At 68.4% G+C, this 17,293-nt stretch carries 14 protein-coding genes; 10 read left to right on the top strand and 4 right to left on the bottom strand.

Going from position 1 to position 17,293, the window contains the following annotated elements; all coding sequences use genetic code 11:
- Positions 1–1,982 (bottom strand): family 20 glycosylhydrolase (locus AB0M29_RS36785; protein WP_365390983.1); only part of this gene is annotated, 1,982 nt, incomplete at its 3' end.
- Between the two features lie 248 nt (positions 1,983–2,230).
- Here AB0M29_RS36785 and AB0M29_RS36780 point away from each other — a divergent pair.
- Entirely contained in the window at positions 2,231–3,127 is an 897-nt protein-coding gene (locus AB0M29_RS36780) for a MurR/RpiR family transcriptional regulator (RefSeq protein WP_365390981.1), read from the top strand.
- Between the two features lie 225 nt (positions 3,128–3,352).
- Here the strand turns inward: AB0M29_RS36780 and AB0M29_RS36775 are convergent, their stop codons facing one another.
- Positions 3,353–3,952, bottom strand: coding sequence for a hypothetical protein (locus tag AB0M29_RS36775; RefSeq protein WP_365390979.1), 600 nt, complete (start codon positions 3,950–3,952; stop codon positions 3,353–3,355).
- 299 nt (positions 3,953–4,251) lie between these two features.
- Here AB0M29_RS36775 and AB0M29_RS36770 point away from each other — a divergent pair, with 299 nt between their 5' ends.
- The 5 genes from AB0M29_RS36770 to AB0M29_RS36750 all read left to right on the top strand — a co-directional run bounded on the left by AB0M29_RS36770 (position 4,252) and on the right by AB0M29_RS36750 (position 12,277).
- Positions 4,252–5,292 carry a PP2C family protein-serine/threonine phosphatase gene (locus AB0M29_RS36770; protein ID WP_365390977.1) on the top strand — a complete coding sequence of 347 codons (1,041 nt, stop codon included), beginning with the start codon at positions 4,252–4,254 and terminating at the stop codon, positions 5,290–5,292.
- Between the two features lie 315 nt (positions 5,293–5,607).
- On the top strand, positions 5,608–6,957 hold the full coding sequence (locus AB0M29_RS36765) for an enolase C-terminal domain-like protein (RefSeq protein ID WP_365390975.1): 1,350 nt from the start codon (positions 5,608–5,610) through the stop codon (positions 6,955–6,957).
- Between the two features lie 32 nt (positions 6,958–6,989).
- Entirely contained in the window at positions 6,990–7,760 is a 771-nt protein-coding gene (locus tag AB0M29_RS36760) for an SDR family oxidoreductase (protein ID WP_365391002.1), read from the top strand.
- A 50-nt stretch (positions 7,761–7,810) separates the two neighbouring features.
- Positions 7,811–8,809 carry an aldo/keto reductase gene (locus AB0M29_RS36755; RefSeq protein WP_365390973.1) on the top strand — a complete coding sequence of 333 codons (999 nt, stop codon included), beginning with the start codon at positions 7,811–7,813 and terminating at the stop codon, positions 8,807–8,809.
- A 1,410-nt stretch (positions 8,810–10,219) separates the two neighbouring features.
- A complete protein-coding gene (locus AB0M29_RS36750; RefSeq protein WP_365390971.1) occupies positions 10,220–12,277 on the top strand; it encodes an FUSC family protein in 2,058 nt (685 codons plus the stop codon).
- Between the two features lie 166 nt (positions 12,278–12,443).
- On the opposite strand, the gene AB0M29_RS36745 is transcribed toward AB0M29_RS36750, so the two are convergent.
- Positions 12,444–12,989, bottom strand: coding sequence for a TetR/AcrR family transcriptional regulator (locus tag AB0M29_RS36745; protein WP_365390969.1), 546 nt, complete (start codon positions 12,987–12,989; stop codon positions 12,444–12,446).
- Between AB0M29_RS36745 and AB0M29_RS36740 the strand changes: the two genes are divergently transcribed.
- From AB0M29_RS36740 to AB0M29_RS36725, 4 genes are all read left to right on the top strand, one after another.
- Entirely contained in the window at positions 12,967–13,797 is an 831-nt protein-coding gene (locus AB0M29_RS36740; protein ID WP_365390967.1) for a class I SAM-dependent methyltransferase, read from the top strand. The two genes, AB0M29_RS36745 and AB0M29_RS36740, sit on opposite strands and share 23 nt — an antisense overlap.
- Before the next feature lie 107 nt (positions 13,798–13,904).
- Entirely contained in the window at positions 13,905–14,585 is a 681-nt protein-coding gene (locus tag AB0M29_RS36735) for an ATP-binding cassette domain-containing protein (protein ID WP_365391000.1), read from the top strand.
- A 12-nt stretch (positions 14,586–14,597) separates the two neighbouring features.
- Positions 14,598–15,341 carry a hypothetical protein gene (locus AB0M29_RS36730; protein WP_365390965.1) on the top strand — a complete coding sequence of 248 codons (744 nt, stop codon included), beginning with the start codon at positions 14,598–14,600 and terminating at the stop codon, positions 15,339–15,341.
- A gap of 101 nt (positions 15,342–15,442) precedes the next feature.
- Positions 15,443–15,718 carry a hypothetical protein gene (locus tag AB0M29_RS36725; protein WP_365390963.1) on the top strand — a complete coding sequence of 92 codons (276 nt, stop codon included), beginning with the start codon at positions 15,443–15,445 and terminating at the stop codon, positions 15,716–15,718.
- Here the strand turns inward: AB0M29_RS36725 and AB0M29_RS36720 are convergent.
- Positions 15,709–17,259: an MFS transporter gene (locus AB0M29_RS36720; protein WP_365390961.1), complete on the bottom strand. Its 1,551-nt coding sequence runs from the start codon at positions 17,257–17,259 to the stop codon at positions 15,709–15,711. The genes AB0M29_RS36725 and AB0M29_RS36720 overlap by 10 nt on opposite strands.
- Between the last annotated feature and the right edge of the window lie 34 nt (positions 17,260–17,293).

Genomic DNA, 17,293 nt, shown 5'->3' with positions numbered 1-17,293 from the left:
GCGGTGGTGCCGTTGCAGACGTAGAGCTGGATCGCGGTGCCGTTCGCGGTTGCGGCGCCGGCGATGTCGACGCACTTGCCACCGTAACCGGTGATGGGGCCGGATTCGCTGCTGGCCGTGAAGCTCCAGACGTCGTTGGACGCGGCGTCTCTCGGTTGCTGGACGACGAGTTGTGTGGTGCCAGCTGGCTGCAATGCCTCCTGGGTGGTGGCGTTCACTATGCTGTAGCCGCCGGTCACGGGTTCGATCTGCCACTTCTGGGTCTCGGTGCCGGTGCACCACTCTGCGGTGGCGCTGGCTCCCGCCTGCTCCACCACGCCCAGAGGATTGGCCTGGTTGGCCGTACTGGGGCGGATGTCGGCGCACCGGCCGCTGTCGCCGTTCTGGAGGCGGTAGTAGCCGTCGCTGGTGGGGAGCAAGTGCCAGGTGGTGGCGGCCGTGCCGGATGTGGTGAGCGGGGCTCCCGTGGAGTCGGTCTCCGCCAGCTGGCCTCCGGCGTTCGTGATGGTGTAGCTGCCACCTGAAAGCGGCTGTGTCCAGGGGGCGCCGTATCCGGGCGCGTGGCCGATCGACGCGGCCAGTGCGGTGAAGCCGGTATAGTCGGCGGTGGGATTGGGGCTCCCCCACACCCCCTGCGCGAAGGCCCGCATCGAGGTGAACATCCCCTGTTGCACCTGGTTCTCGTTCTCCGCGTCGTAGTGGTCTGGCCAGACGTTGTATTCGGCACCTGTGATGCGGTTGCCGGTGTTGCTGACGGTCTGGTCTATGAAGTCGAGCGGATTCCAGCCCGAGTTGTACAAGGCTTGGGCGTTGGGCTGGTATGAGCCGCGTGTGTAGTACCAGGATCCGCTGGCGTTCATCACCTGGTAACCGTCGTTGAGCAGTTGCTGGCTGGCCACCGCCGCGCGCGACCAGTATTCGACCACGATGTCCTTGTTGAGTGGGACGGTGTTGGCACCGGTCAGGCCGTCGTTCCAGATGCGCAGGGTACGGCCCTTGGAGCGGACATAGGTGTCGACCCGGTTGATGAAGTCGATGTACGCGTCCTGCGGAGTGGCGTTGGCACCGAACTTCGCGCGGGCGTACTCCTGGATCTGCGGGTAATTCGAGTACGCGGAGTTGATCATGTACTCGTCCGCGCCCATGTGGAAGTAGGGTCCGGTGAAGACGCTTAGGTCGCTGTCGATGAGGTGGGTGTAGAACGTGAACGCGTCGGCGTTGGTGATGTCCAGCCGAGTGGGGTCGGGCGTGCCCGAGCGGTCCTTCAGCTGCAGGTCGGGGTACGGAGCCAGGTACGGGTCGATGTGACCGGGGGCGTTGATCTCCGGGATGACGGTGATGTGGTAGTTGGCGGCGAGCGCGATCAGGGAGCGTACCTCGGACGGGGTGTAGTACGAGAAGGTGTTGACGGCCGGGTACTGGTCGTTCTTCACCTTCAGCTCCAGGTGCAGCGTGTTGAGCTTCAGGTAGGCCATGTCCTTAATGAGGCGGGTGAACCACGCATCGGTGTTGTAGGTGTACATCGGGTCCACGCCGATCGCGCGCTCCCCGTAGGTGGGAACGTCGGTGGTGTGGCCGTCCGGGATCGCGGTGCTCTGGGCGAGGAGTTGCAGCAGCGTTCGAGTGCCGTAGAAGACGCCGGCGTTGGAGTTGCCTGTGATGGTCAGTTGGCTGCCGACGCTGAGCGCGTAGCCTTCGGGGCCGAGGTCGTCGCGGCTGGTGTCAGTACGCAGCACGATGTCGCCGAGGCGGGGCGCGTCGGTTGCCACGGGGGTGGCCCAGCCGCGTACCGAGCTGAGTTCGCCGACCAGCAGCGTGGCCGTTGGCTGACTGGCGGCGTCGGTGTTCACTCTCGTGGTGGGGCCCAGGGTGAGGGAGCCTGAGGTGGGTGACCAGTTCTGCAGGGCGGGGACGACGGCGGGAGTGGATGGGTCCGCGGCCGAGGCGGTGGTGGCTCCACCTGCGAGGGCTGCCGCTGCCATTCCTAGGCAGGCAAACAGACCTGTTGCTGACGCGGCGAACCGTCGGCACCGGGCCAACAGCCGGCTCTGACCACCGGAGCCGACCGGGTCATCGGATCTCATGGGTGCTCCCATCGAAGAAAAATTATTCTTCATCGCCGGGGACTGTGCACCCGACTATGGGGTAAGTCAATGGTGCCGCCGCTGCGTTGACACCGACACGGTAGGCGATGAAGAATAATTTTCTACCGCTCGAGAGAGGTCACGGCATGCAAACTGCTTCCGAGATCGCCGACATCGGCGTAGTGGACCGCATCCGTGACCTGCTGCCGGTACTGCCCGAGGCGCAGCGCGCCACCGCCGCACTGATCCTCGACGGCCCAGCAACTGTGGCTCGGATGACGATCACCGAACTGGCCGACGCGTGCAAGGTCTCCACGGGAAGCATCACGCGCTTCTGTCGAGCGCTCGGCCTGCCAGGATACGCGGCCCTGCGTATCGCCCTCGCCTCCGACATCGGCCGCTCCGAGCGGGAGACATGGCAGGCCAACATGGGGCGGCAAATCTCCGAGAACGACGAACTGAGCCGGGTAGCCGAAGCGATCTCCGCGGCGGTAAGGCACTCGGTGGGGGAGACACTAGCCCGCCTCGACCTCTCCGCGCTCGAACAGGCCGCCACCGCGATCGCCGGGGCGCGCCGCGTCGAGATCTGCGGCGTCGGAGGCAGCGCCGGCATGGGAGCGGAGTTCCAGCACCGGATCTTCCGAATCGGGGTGCCCGTCTGGTCGTGGAGCGATACCCACGTGGCGATGACGGGTGCCGCGCTGCTCGGCCCGAGCGACGTGATGCTGACGATCTCGCATAGCGGACACACCCGTGAGGTCGCCGACCTCGCAGCTGAGGCCGCTTCCCGCGGCGCCACGGCCATCGCGCTCACCAACGACCCCGCCTCCCCGCTGGCCCGTCGGGTCGACCTCGTCCTAGCCACCGCCGTCCCTGCGGACGCGCCCGGGCAGGACACCATCCCCAGCCGCCACGCCCAGATGGCCGTCCTCGACCTGCTGTACATCGCCGTCGCGCAGCGCACCTACAGCCAGAGCACCGAAGCGATGGCCGCGACAACCGAGGCGGTCCGCCCTTACAAGCAGCCGCAGAAATCCGGCTGACCAGGAGTGCCAGTGATTTCCGCGGGCTGCTCTCCACCCTCCCCGTTTCGTGGTGGTGCTATCGCCGGACTGCTTCAGCTCTCCGGGTCTCCGCCGGCCAGGGAACCGCACAGGCGATGCTTCCCACCGGGGACGTCATCCGGCGCTCGACACCGCCCCACGCTCATCACCGCAACCGAGCAGCGTCAGGACGTCGTCGTACTGCGGCCGTCACGGCGCTCGGACTCATACCGGCTCGGCAGGCGCGGCGTCGGCATTCGTATAGAAAACGGATGAGCCTTGCTTGGTGCGACGGGCCCGGCCTTTGGCCACCAGACCTTCAACGGTGGTGCGCACCACGGTAGCTTTGATGGAACGGTCCGGGTGGGCCTCAGCGAGGGCAGCGGTGATTGCGGCTGCCGAGCGGGGCTCTGAGCGCTGGGTGAGCTGCTGGCGGACCAGGGTGACCAGGGTAGGTCTGGCAGCCTTCACGCCCACCGGCGAGGGCTTTCCCTGCGTCTCGCCCTTGTCGGTCGTGGCCTTCTTCCGCCGGGTCGGCTCTGCCTCGGCCGAGGCGCCACGCGGCTTCGGCACCTCACCGGCCCCCTCCGCCTCCGGCTCAGCGGCTTCCTCCAGGGCCTCGCCGATTGTGTCCGCGGTACCCAGGGCACGCTGCACGTGCTGAAGCAGCGTGTGATCCTTGCGGAGGGCACGCAGTTGGTCTTCCAGCGCGGCCAGTTCAGAGCCGATGCGCTCCTGGTCCTGGACGTTGCGCTCAAGGTCGGCTGCCACCTGGGCGGCGTACTGCGCCTGGACGCCCTTTGCCTCCGGCTGGGTCTCGGACACGTCGTTGCCTTTCTGCGGTGTACTTGCGGCTGGCGACGCATCGTACCTGCAAAGTCCGGCCGTGGCGGTCCCGAGTGCCTGCCTCATGACAACGATGCCTGCCAGCGTGCAAGCCCGGCGCTGACAAGGCAACGGCAGTAGGCCGCTTCCTGGGGGCCCCTGTGCACGGCGCCGCATCCGTCAATCGACGTGAGGCGCAAGGAGGATGGACGGGCGAGTCGTTGTCGGATCAGCCGTGGGTCAGGCGGAACCCGGAGGCGGCGCTGGTGGTGGGCTGGCTACCGAGGTGGGGTGCCCGCTTGCTGCTGTCGACGCGGACGATCTTGTTGTTGGTGAGGGCGCAGGCTGATACGCAGGAACGCGGGGTCCCAGTGTTGTGGTATTGCTGCCAGACCTGTTGGGAGATCTCTGCGCCGCTGGTGCACCTCGACGACCTGGTCATCCGCCTCATCGGGGAGGAATCCTCCGGCAACGGTGCAACGGCAACCACTGTTCTCGGCGCCACCTGCCTGTACGCCGTGTACGACCCGGTCAACGGACGGTGCGTGGCAGCCCGCGCAGGACATATACCGCCTGCAGTCGTCACGTCCGAAGGGAAGGCTTCATTCCCCGAGTTGCCCGCCGGGCCGCCGCTTGGGCTCGGAACATTGCCGTTCGAGTCTGGTGAGTTCGAACTCGACGAGGGCAGCCTCCTGGCGCTGTTCACAGACGGCTTGGTGGAATCACGAAGCAGGGACGTGGAGTCAGGCCTCAACCAACTCGCCGAGGTGCTGAGCCATCCGAAGTTTTCGCTGGAGGAGGTCTGCGACACCGTGCTGAGCGAGATGCACTGCGAGCCACAGGTCGACGATCTCGCCCTGATCGTCGCCCGGGCTCACACTCTGGGGCCGGAGCAGGTGGCGACCTGGGAACTGGCCGCCGATCCTGCTGGGGTCCGTGAACCCGCCAGGATCCGCTCCCATGTCGTCAACGACACCCATTGCGGCATCCATGACAACGGGAGGGGCCGGATCAGGTCCGGCGGCCGTGGCATGGGCGACTTCGGGGATGACGTCCAGGCCCCTACCCAGAGCGGTGACTCGGCCTCCTACGCCTTCGCCGTCATCGGCATCGACGTCCCTCGGAGACGAACTGCGGCGAGGCCAGTGCGACGATCGCCGTCGACGGGGGTGCCCCCCAAACCGTCAGCGTCAACGCCGCCGGTCCGCCCAGCAGACCTCTTCACAACGCGCGGACTGTCAGTCGGCCAACACGCGATCACTGTGACCAGGCGGAGCGGTACCTGGAGGCTCCTGGACGGCTTCTCGGTCCCCAACTGGCGGAGAACTGGGTGCTCGTGATCTGGGCGGGCTGAGACGCCCCCGGCGTGCCGCGAGATCCGATGTATCGAGGGACTCCCTGGTGAGGGCCGCACAAAGGAGCCGATGCAGCAAATATGACAGTTACTTCGAGTTGTAAACATCGGATGTTTGATTTAACGTTAGGGCCACGGATACCTGGGGGATCGGAGTGCGGTCAGCCCCCCCGGTTTGGCCAGTACCCCCATCCGTCGTCCCGCCGAGGCGCTGTCGACACTGTGTCGACGGGCCCGGCATCCCGCGTCAGACCTCCCCGCGGCCCCCGTCGGCGCTGGGCGAAAGAAAGGACTTCCGCCTTTGAGTTCCCCGAGCGGGCGGATCACCGCCCTTGACACCTACGACGTCCGCTTCCCCACCTCGCTGCAGCTCGACGGTTCGGACGCCATGAACCTCGACCCGGACTATTCGGCGGCGTATGTCGTGGTGCGTACTGACGCGGGCGACGGCCTTGAGGGTCACGGATTCGTCTTCACCATCGGGCGCGGCAACGATGTGCAGGTCGCCGCCATCGAGGCGTTGCGGCCGCACGTGGTGGGACGCGACGTGGCCGCATTGTGTGATGATCCCGCCGACTTGAGCCGCACTCTGCTCGGAGACAGCCAATTGCGCTGGCTCGGCCCAGAGAAGGGCGTCATGCACATGGCTGTCGGCGCGGTACTCAACGCGGTCTGGGACCTTGCGGCCAAGCGCGCCGGCCAGCCGCTGTGGAAGCTGCTTGCCGACGCCGAGCCCGAATGGCTGGTCTCGCAGGTCGACTTCAGCTACATCGCCGACGCCCTGAGCCCGGATGTGGCGCTGGACATTCTGCATCTCGGACGCGTGGGCCGCGCGGCGCGGGAACGGAACCTCCTGGTTGAAGGCTATCCCGCCTACACCACCTCGCCGGGGTGGCTCGGCTACTCGGACGACAAGCTCGCGAGCCTTGCCAAAGAGGCCGTGGACGAGGGGTACACACAGATCAAACTGAAGGTCGGTGCCGATCTCCAAGACGACATCCGTCGCTGCCGTCTCGCACGTTCCGTGATCGGTCCCGACGTACGGATGGCGCTGGACGCCAACGCCCGGTGGGGCGTGGATGAGGCCATCACGTGGACCAGGGCACTCGCGGAGTTCGATCCCTACTGGATCGAGGAACCGACCAGCACGGACGATATCCTCGGGCACGCGACCATCCGGCATGCCGTGCACCCGACCCGGGTGGCCACCGGCGAGCAGGTGCACAACCGCATCGTCTTCAAACAACTTCTGCAGGCTGACGCGGTGGACGTGGTGCAGATCGACGCCACCCGAGTGGCTGGCGTCAACGAGAACCTGGCGATCCTGCTGCTGGCGGCCGCGTTCGACGTTCCGGTCTGCCCGCACGCCGGTGGCGTGGGCCTGTGCGAACTCGTGCAGCATCTTTCGATGTTCGACTACGTCGCAGTGTCCGGCAGCAAGAAGGACCGTGTCGTGGAATACGTCGACCACCTGCACGAGCACTTCGTCACTCCGGTGGTGGTGCGGGGAGGCCACTACCAGGCTCCCACCGCTGCCGGCTTCTCCGCACAAATGCTCCAGCAGTCCCTCCAGATCTACACCTACCCCACAGGCACCTACTGGGCCGAAGAGTCCGCCACCAAGCGGTCGGACGCGGAGGCCGCGGCATGACCGCCCCCGACGACTCCTGCCCGGCCGAGCCCCTGCACGACCTGGTCGGCCGCCGTGTGATCGTCACGGGCGGCGCATCAGGCATCGGACTGGCCACAGCGCTCGTCCTCGCCCGCCGCGGTGCGCGGGTTGCGGTGCTGGACCTCCACGTCGACGTCCCCACACCCTTGCTGGGGTTCCAGGCCGACATGACAGACGGCACGGAGGTCGCGGCGGCGGTGAACGCCGCAGTTGCGGCGCTGGGAGGCCTTGACGGGCTCGTCAACAACGCGGGCATCGGCGCCGTGGGGACGGTCGAGGACAATCCTGACGAGCAGTGGCGGCACGTATTCGACGTCAACGTCCTCGGTGTGGTCCGGTCCACGCGCGCCGCGCTGCCGCACCTGCGCGCCTCCGCCGCCCGGCCGGACGCTCCGACCGCCGCCGTGGTCAACACGGCCTCCATCGTCGCGACCGCCGGACTGCCGCAGCGCGCGCTGTACTCAGCGAGCAAGGGCGCCGTGCAGTCACTGACGCTCGCCATGGCCGCTGACCACGTCGCCGAGGGGATCCGGGTCAACTGTGTGAACCCCGGCACCGTCGACACGCCCTGGGTCGAGCGGCTGCTGCAGGCTGCGCCGAATCCGACAGCGGAGCGTGCCGCGCTCAGCGCCCGGCAGCCGACCGGGCGGCTGGTGGCATCGGACGAGGTCGCCGCGGCGATCGCGTATCTGTTGAGTCCCGCCGCGAACTCGATCACCGGCACCGCTCTGGCCGTCGACGGCGGCATGCAAGGCCTGCGGCTACCGGGAGAGCCCCGATGACCCTACCCGCCGCACCCACGAGCAGCACTACCCCGAAGGGAACCACAAGCATGCGACGGGTCTGTCTGGGCCGCAGCAAGGCCCATGTCACGGAGCTGGCGTTCGGCGCCGCGGGAATCGGCAACCTCTTCCAGCCGATAGCTGATACGGAGGCTGCCGCTGCTGTCGCCGCCGCGTGGGAGGGGGGGATCCGCGCCTTCGACACCGCACCGCACTACGGCCTCGGGCTGTCGGAACGCCGCCTCGGCGCGGCGCTGAAGGACCGGCCCCGCGACGAGTTCACCGTCTCAACCAAGGTCGGCCGGCTCCTGGAACCGCTTCCCGAGATCGAAGGCGACGACCTCGCCAACGGCTTCGCCGTAGCGGCTACCCACCGACGCGTCTGGGACTTCAGTGCCGACGGCGTCCGCCGCAGCCTGGAGGATAGCCTGAATCGGCTCGGTCTGGACAGGGTGGACACCGTCTTCCTGCACGACCCGGAGCAGCACGCCGAGCAGGCACTGACCGAGGCGTACCCCGCCCTGGAGGCGATGCGCGCCGAAGGCATCATCGACGCCATCGGTGTCGGCGTGAACACCACAGAGCTGCCCACCCGTTTCGTCTGGGAGACCGACATCGACGTCGTGCTCCTCGCCGGCCGCTACACGCTGCTGGACCAGAGCGGGCTCGACGAGCTGCTCCCAGCCGCAGCAGCCCGCAAGGTGTCGGTCATGGCCGCCGGCGTCTTCAACTCCGGGCTGCTCGCCGACCCGCGGCCGGGCGCGACATTCGAATACGCCGCGGCCTCCCGGCCACTGCTGGAGCAGGCTCTGCGCCTTCAAGCGCGCTGCGGGCTGTACGGTGTCCCGCTGCGTGCTGCGGCCGCCCGCTTCCCCCTGGCCCACCCTGCGGTCGTGGGCGTCATCCTCGGCATGCGCAGCGCCGCCGAGGCATCGGACGCCGCCGAGCATTGGCGGCGCCCCATTCCGTACGGAATGTGGGAGGAGCTGCGGGCCGCAGGACTGATCCCGCGCCTGGTCCCGGTACCTGAGGAGCGCGCAGGCGGATAGCGGCCAAGCTGCGGGCCCCTCACGGCTACGCGCAGGACGGGCGCGCGATCGTGGAGGCAGAGGGCAGTAGGAACGGGGGAACGTCCGTCACCTACTGTCATCCAACTATGTGGCCAGCGTGCGCATGCATGAGGGCGAGGTCAGCGGGCCAGAAGGCTATTCCGGCGACACGCTCCACTTATCGCCGAGCCTCCGCAGCTCAGCAGTGTGGCGAACCATCGTGCATACGCCTGCATCAAGTGGCGTAGCGCCTCGCACCGCGGTGGCTTGGCTGCCGCTGCGTCATCGTGCGACCGGTGACTCATGGAGACCTCGCGGCCCTGCGCTTCACTGTACTCCCGGGGGCGCTACCGGGTCGGTCGTTCAGCCGACCAGGTGGCCCTCTCCGACGTTCGCCAGTCGCAGACCGGCGCGGACTGCGGCGTCGGCTGCGATGTGGAAGGCGCGGTCAATCTGCTCCGCGGTCTCGGTGGCTCCGGCTTCGATCGCAGGGCGGTGATGTGCATGCTGGCGGTAATGGCGGCGAGCAGCGGGATCGGGACGAGGGGTACGGCGGACGGAGGGGGTCGGGCCCGTCAGGAGCATACCCACCGCGGGTCGCGCGAAGTGCCTGATGAAGAACAAGGCGCACTACCTGCTCCTCGTCAAACGAACCAGCCGGTGCTGCACGAAGCCCCGCGAGTGCTGCCGTGGGAGGTCACCGCGCTCGCTTACGAGCGCGAGGTCGGGCACAGGCCGCGCGAGACCCGCTCAGTGAGCACCGTGACCGCCAGCGATCTCGGCATGGGCTTCCTCCGGCGTGGTGCAGGCCGCGAAGATTCAGCGGCACCGCAGCGACGCCAAGACCTAAACCGCGCTTTCCCGTCCTCTCAGGTCTGCTCGGCCTGCGGATTCCGGGACGGCTCCAAGCCCGTACACGTCCGCGAGTGGAGCCGCAATATCCTCTTCGCAGGACGCCGAATCGTGGCCGCCGGACGGGGGGAGACGCTAAAACGCCTCGTGGAGCGCCGGTAAGACCAGGGCGAAAGCCCCGGCCCAGCGCGGTGAAGCAGGAAGCCCCCGGAAGGGTCAGCCCACCCAGCTGATCGGACCACTCTGGTAGCACCAGGCGGGGGGGGGGTGCCGGAGCGCGCAGTCAGCCCCGCTTGCGGACCGAGCCCGCGAAGGATGCGAGGCCGTCCCGGTACGGGCTCCATCCGTGGGCGGACGAGGGCGGAGTTCGGATGCCGGGAAGCGGGCGGCGCGGCCGGAGCCGGTGGTGCGGGGGAACGGTAGCGGGGCGGCGGAGACTCCATGAGGTCTTCACCTGTCTATTCGGGCAGGGCGGTCATCTGGCCGTAACCAGGTGAAAGCAGCCTGGACCAAAAGGGTCACTACGCTGCGAGGACGCCCCCGAATCCGAGGAGGACCGTGCGCCGACCGCCCGGCTGGCTCGTCCATCCACTGCGCTGGCAGCGGCTGCCTGTCCCCTGGGGCGCGGTGGCGCGCGGCGCGCTGGGCATGGGTCCGCTGCTCGCACTGGCTCTCGTAACCGGGCACCGGCAGGCGGGCCTGCTCGCCGGGCTCGGCGCGATGTTCGCCGGCGTTAATGATCGGCCCGGCACGCGCCGCGCCGGGCTGGTGAAGATCGCGGGACCGGCGTTGGCGGGCACGCTGGGTTTGCTGGTCGGCCAGGTGGCCGGGTGGTGGGAGCTGCCGCTGCTCTTCGTGGTGGCCCTGGTCTCCGGAGCGGTGAGCGTGGCGGGGCCGGTCGGCTCGGCGGCTGGTGTGCAGCTGCTCGTCCTGGCCATCGTCGGCAGTGGGATGCCGATAAGCCTGTCCGTGTGGAGCCGGGCGGGCTGGTTCCTGGCTGGCGCCGGCTGGCTGTTGCTGCTCGCCCTGCTGATCCCCCCCTCGCGCTCGGTGCGCGGTCCGCACCCGGGGGAACGTCTGGCTGTGGCCGCCGTCTTCGAGGCTCTCGCCGCGGCGCTCGAATCCGTCGGCACGCCTGACGCACAGGCGGCGCGCCGGCGGCTCACCGTCGCACTGGACCGGGCCGACGAGGCATTGAGACTGCTTCGGGCGCTGCGAGTGCTGAGTGCGAGACGAGCGCTGCGCGCCGCGGCGGACACGGCAGAGCGGCGGCTCGCCGAACGGTTCGCCGCCGCCTCGGCGTTGTGTGAGGCGAGCGTGGCCCTGCTGTGGGAGGGCGAGCCTCTGCCGGCCCGGCTAGCAGACGGACCCCGCCGCCTCGCAACCGCCGTCCGCGACGATGCCAACCCCGGCCCACTGCCTGCGCCGGTACGGGACAGCGCGGCTCGTGCCGCCTTCGACGACGCCGTCCTGCACGCTTGCCTCGCCTTCGGCGCCACGGGGGAGGGGACGGTCGCGCAGCCTCCGAGTCCCCCGGTGATGCCGATGTCGCCACGCCGGCGTCCCGGCGTCCACCCGCTCGGCCCAGCCGGGCGCGAGTACGGTTTGCGCGTCGCGGTCTGCGTCACTGTCAGCGCCGCCGTCGCTCTGCTGCTGCGCGCAGATCACGGGTACTGGCTGCCTGCCACTGCCGCGTTCCTTGTCAAGCCTGATTACGGCCCGCTCTTCTCCCGGATCGTCAGCCGCTTCGCTGGGACATCCGCCGCCGTGCTGCTCTTCACGTTCGCGGAGGGGCCGTTGACCGGCTCGTGGGGCGGCCCCTGGTGGGCCGCCGTCGCCGTCGCCACCTGTGGAGCTCTGATCCCGCTCGCGGTCCGGCATTTCGCACTGCAGACCGCCGTGGTGACCATTACAGTGCTCTGCTTCGTCAGCGTGGGCGGCGACAATCAGGCGGCCGGGGCCAGGCTTGCCGATACGGCACTCGCCTGCGGCGTCGTTCTGCTGGTCGGCCACCTGCCCAGACTCGCCGACACGCGCGCCCGGGTCGGCCACCGTTCCGCTCACGCCCTGCGCCACACCGGGTACTACCTGGACCACGTCCTCACCGGTCCGCCCAGCCAGCAATGCCCCCAACTCCGCGCCCGGTTGCGCCGGGCTGCCTACAGTTCGCTCGCCGAGGCCCGCGCGGCCGCCGAGAGCGCCGCCGCAGAATTGACCGCCGGACCCGAGCACGACTGGCTCGGCGTCACCGCCGGCGCCGAGCGGATAGCGGATGGCGCCACGGCCTGCGCCATCCGCATGGAGCACGGCGCACCGAGGCCAGCCGCGCCAGCGGCCCGTCAAGTCACGGCGGCGCTGACCACCATCGCGGACGCACTGGACGGGTGCGCGCTGGAGACCGCGGGGATCGGCGAGGTGGATGATCTAGCGGACGCGGATGGCGTGGCGGATGGCGGCTGCCGGACCCTGGAATACATTCTCGGTGAGCTGCAGGAGATCCGGGAACTCACCGAGACGGCGACGCGCCCCCCACAGGGTCGACTGTGGAGTCGACCTGCACCACCCGGAGACTTCGTCGTGGCCCTGGCTCTTGGATGGTCTAGCCGGCCGTTCTGAGTGGATGCGATCGTGGCAGGTGTTGCAGGCCACGACGGTTTTGCGGCGGCCGGTGCAGCACGGCACCCTCCCAGCCAGAGGGTCGCCATCCGGCGTAGGCCGGCGAGAGCGCCAGGGCTGATTCAAAATCCTGGCGAACTTCCGGGGACGCTACCGGGTGGGTCGTTCAGCCGACCAGGTGGCTCCCTCCGACGTTCGCCTGTCCCAGTCCGGCGCGGACTGCGGCGTCGGCTGCGATGTGGAAGGCGCGGTCTACCTGCTCCGCGGGTTCGGTGGCTCCGGCTTCGAGCCAGGATCGCATGGCGGTGATGAGCATGCTCGCGGTCATGGCGGCGAGCAGCGGGATCGGGACGAGGGGTACGGCGGGTGGAGGGAGCCGGGCCGTCAGGTGGTCAGTGAGCTTGACCGTGATCTCGTCGTGGAGTGCGTTGAGGAACAGGGCCAGGCTCCGACCTCGGGCCATGACCAGGTACAGATCGACGTTGTCGCCCACGTGATGGAAGAGCGTGAGGCTGGGGTAGGGCCCCGACTTGCCTGCGCCGTTGGCTTCGAGGCTGTCGACAAGTCCGCGGACGCCGTCGACGAGGAGGTCGTCCTTGTCGGTGAAGTGTGCGTAGAAGGTCGACCTGCCGACGTCTGCGTGGTCGGTGATCTGCTGGACGGTGATCGACTCGTATCGGTGTGCCCGCATGAGTTCGATCAGAGCTTGCATGAGAAGTCGCCGGGTCCGGTGGGACCGCCGGTCGGATCTGATTTCCCGCACTCGTCACCTCCTTTGCTGGACAGTTCCGCGGTGGTGTCCCGTAGTGGACGTACCTGTCAATTTGCGCCTTGACCTGCACCTATGTAGTCAGACGATACTCCAGTACGGGACATCTGTCTTGTACTGGTTGTTCGTCCGAAAGGTAGGGCCCCTTTTGCTCCCATACATCTACTCGCCGCTGGTGTGGGTGCTGACAGTCGGCAGGGCTAGTGCTCTACGGCGGGCGACCCTCGCTGCGGCTGCCGTCGCATCTGGGGACGACGTGCTCGATGTCGGCTGCGCCACCGGGACGCTGACGCTCGCCGCTCGCGACCATGCCGGTGAGACAGCCCGCGTGGCGGGGCTTGATGCCTCCGAACCGATGCTGTCCAGGGCCCGCCGTCGCGCCGTCCGTGCCGGCCGAGACATCGAGTTTGTTTCCGGCCGGGCCGAACGGCTGCCGTTCGACGACGGCAGCTTCGACGCGGTCGTCCTCAGCCTGGTCCTGCACTACCTGTCCGAACCCGACGCTCTGCGGGCCCTCGCCGAGGCGCGCCGGGTCCTGCGAGACGGCGGCCGGGTCGTGGTCGTCGACTTCACCCGCAGCGTCGGCATCCTCGGCCGGGTACGGGCGCATCTGATGCTGCACGGCGGCACCGCCGCCACCGCACCCGACTTGGGCGCCCTCCTGAACGCCGGTGGCCTCACACAGACCCGGTCCACGCCGTCCCCGGTGGGCGCTCTGGCCATCGCGAGCGGCCTCCACCACGACACATGACCGAAGACATGAAGGAGAAGATCACGATGACACAACCCATCCCGACCGCCGCGAACGCGGCATCGTCAGGAGCCTGCAGGAGCATCTCTGTCCGCAACCTGACCAAGATGTTCGGATCCGTGGTGGCGGTCCAAGACTTGACCTTCGACGTCCCCGCAGGCCAGGTGACCGGATTCCTGGGCCCGAACGGCGCGGGCAAGACCACCACCTTGCGCATGATCCTCGGCCTGATCCAGCCGACCTCCGGCTACGCGTTGGTCGCCGGCCAGCCCTACGCGCAACTGATGTCACCTCGCCGGACCGTGGGCGCGGCCGTCGAGGCGATGGCCGCTCATCCCGGCCGCTGTGGCCGCGACCACCTGTGGGCTCTGGCCGCCGCGACCGGCGCCAGCCCCCAGCGGGTGGACGAGGTCGTCGCCCAGGTCGATCTGACCGATGTCCAGCACCGACGGGCAGGAACCTACTCCCTCGGCATGCGGCAACGCCTCGGACTGGCCGCCGCGTTGCTCGGTGACCCGGAGATCCTCATCCTGGACGAGCCGGCGAACGGTCTGGACCCTGCCGGGACGGTCTGGCTGCGAAGCCTGCTGCGTGACCTCGCCGCCCAGGGCCGGACAGTCCTGGTGTCCAGTCACGTCCTCAGCGAGGTCGCCCAGACAGCCGACCACATCCTGATCGTCAACGAGGGGCGGCTGCGGTTCGACGGCCCGATCGGCGAACTCCACTCTGCTGGCCGGTCATTGGAAGAAGCGTTCCTCCAGCTCACCACCCCCGCACCCACCAGCTGAAAGGTGACTGTCATGGGACTGCTGATCCACATCGAGATGTACAAACTCCGGACCGTCCGGGCGCCATTGATCCTGCTCGCCCTGTCCCAGCTCATCATCGTCGGCGGCGTCAGCGGTCTGGCGATGTCAGCCGGTGACCTGCACGATCCGACACTGGCGGCCGAGGCCTTGGCGCACGCAGGTCTCGTTTCCCTGCTCACTCTGGTCCTCGGGATCACGGCCGTCGCTGGGGAGTACAGGAACAAGACCATCACCGACACCTACCTGTCCACTCCGCGACGCGGGCGGGCCGTCCAGGCCAAACTCGTCGCCTACGGGATCGCCGGTTCCTTCTTCGCCGTGTGCAACGCCGTCACCGCAGTGGTCACCGCCCGTATTTGGTGGGCTGTCAATGACGTCCCATTCCATGTGACCAGCCCGGGTGTCTGGCACACACTCGTGGGTTGTGCCGTCTGGAACGTCGCGTTCGCTGTCATCGGCGTGGGTATAGGGGCGCTGGTCCGCAACCTGACCGCCGCAGTCGCCGGCGCCCTTGCCTGGATCGCCCTCGTCGAGGGCATCATCGGCCAGCTCATTGGTGGCGGCCTGGCCAGGTGGCTGCCCTTCGCCAGCGGGTCCGCTCTCGGCGACATGACCGTCGCGGGCAGCACCGTCCACCCGCTTTCGCAGATCGGCGGAGGTATGGTCCTGGCGGCCTACGCCGCCGTGTTCGCCCTGATCGCTGTGACCACCACCGTACGGCGCGACGTCACCTGAAAGCCCGGTCATCGCACCGGGGTTGCTCTTGCAGCGAGTCACTCGTATCGGCGCCGTTCGCGTCTGAAGGCAAGGCGGGGCTGACATTCGGTATCCGAATCATGGAGGTTGTCGAGGCGAGCGCCGCCTTCCTGCTGACCGAAGCTGCCGGATCACTACGCGGTCTTGGGCTGTCGGGATGGCACCTCGGCGCGCCGGCCGGACAGGAACAGGCGCTTTCATTTCCGATCGGCTGCTCGGAGATCTTCGCCCGCATCGCGGCCTCCGTGACGGTTAGCTCAGCCGCCGGGACCGGCAGCACGGTCCGGACGTTTTCCTCCGGTGGCACCGTCGTCGCCCGCCCCATCCCCTGCTTGTTCTCCTACTCCTACGGGTAAGCCAGGTCGTTTTGCTGTGTCGGTTCGTCGGCGGGCGCGGTGGCCTGGCTTGATGCCGAGCGGAGGAGGACGGCCACGAGCACAGCTGCGGTGGCCATGGCCGCGCCGCCGCAGCGCAGGGCCAGATGGAGCCCTTCGACAAAGGCGGCGTTCACGGCGTCATGGACGGGTGCGGGCAGGACCTGGGTTCCGTTTGCTCCCGTGCTGGCGACCGAGTCTGCGATGCCGTGGCGGGTTGCGGGGGGAACGTCGAGCCGATCGAGCGATCCGGTCAACGTGGCGGCCAGGCGGCTGGTGAGGACGGCTCCCAGGGCGGCGACGCCGACGACGCCGCCGATCTCGCGCAGCATGTTGAGGGTCGCAGAGGCCATACCGGCCTGGGCGAGAGGAACGCGCTTCATGACCATGACGGACACCGGTGTGAAGGTCATCCCCATACCGATTCCCATGGCGAGCAACACCCACAGATACTCGAGGTAGCGGGCGTGCTCACCGTAGAGCGAGAGGCCGCCGAGTGCCGCGGCGCCCAGGGTCAGGCCGGTTACCAGGGGAATCCGGGGACCGCAGCGTGCGGTGAGCGTGCCGGATAGCGGCGCGGCGACGACGATCATCGCGGTCATGGGCAGCCCCGCCAGGCCCGCGCTGGACGGCGCCCAGCCCATCACATCCTGCATGAGCAACGGCAGGAAGAACGACGCACCGAACATGCCGAAGCTGATCATGAATCCGCTCACCGCGGCTCCGCTGAGCACCGGGTCCCGGAAGAAGTACAGGTCGAGCATGGGGTCGGTGGTGCGGAGTTCGACCGCTACGAAAGCCAGCAGGGCTGCTGCTGCCGCCGCTGCGAGGGTCAGGACGCGAGTGTCGGTCCAGCCGCGGGCCGGTCCGTCGATGAGTGCGTAGACCAGGGCGCCGGAGCCCAGCACCGAGAGCAACTGGCCCGGCAGGTCCACTCGTCTGGCCCGGCCCGCGAACTCCGGGAGCACCCGGGCGGCGAGCAGCAGCCCTGCCGCTCCGATCGGGACGTTGATCCAGAACACGCTGGCCCATCCGAACGCGTCCACCATCGGGCCGCCCAGGACCGGGCCGATCGCCAGTCCCAGGGCGGAGACACCGGACCAGAGCCCGACAGCACGGGCCCGCTCCTTCTCGTCGGTGAAGACGTGACGCAGAATCGACAGGCTGCCCGGCGTGAGCAGGGCCGCGCCGAGTCCTTGCAGCATCCGTGCGGCGATGAGCAGGCCGATCGACCCGGACAGTGCCGCCGCCGCGGATCCCGCCGTGAACAGCGCCAGCCCGGTGAGGAAGATCCGTTTGCGGCCGTACCGGTCGCCGAGCGTGCCGCCGGTGAGCAGGAGGGCGGCGTAGACCAGGCTGTAGCCCTCGACCACCCACTGCAGTCCACTGACCCCGGCGTGCAGCTGTTGCCCGATGAGGGGCAGGGCATTGTTGACGATGACATTGTCGAGCATCGCCATGAACATCGTGGCGCACAAGGCGGCAAGTACGAGCCTCTTGCGTTGGGAGGTGAACTCCTCCATCACATTCCCTAACAGTGTTAGATAGGTATCCGGA

The sequence above is a fragment of the Streptomyces sp. NPDC051976 genome (assembly GCF_040680795.1).
Taxonomy (GTDB): domain Bacteria; phylum Actinomycetota; class Actinomycetes; order Streptomycetales; family Streptomycetaceae; genus Actinacidiphila.
The sequence above is the reverse complement of the archived record's forward strand: the minus strand, read 5'-3'. Positions and strand labels throughout refer to the sequence as shown.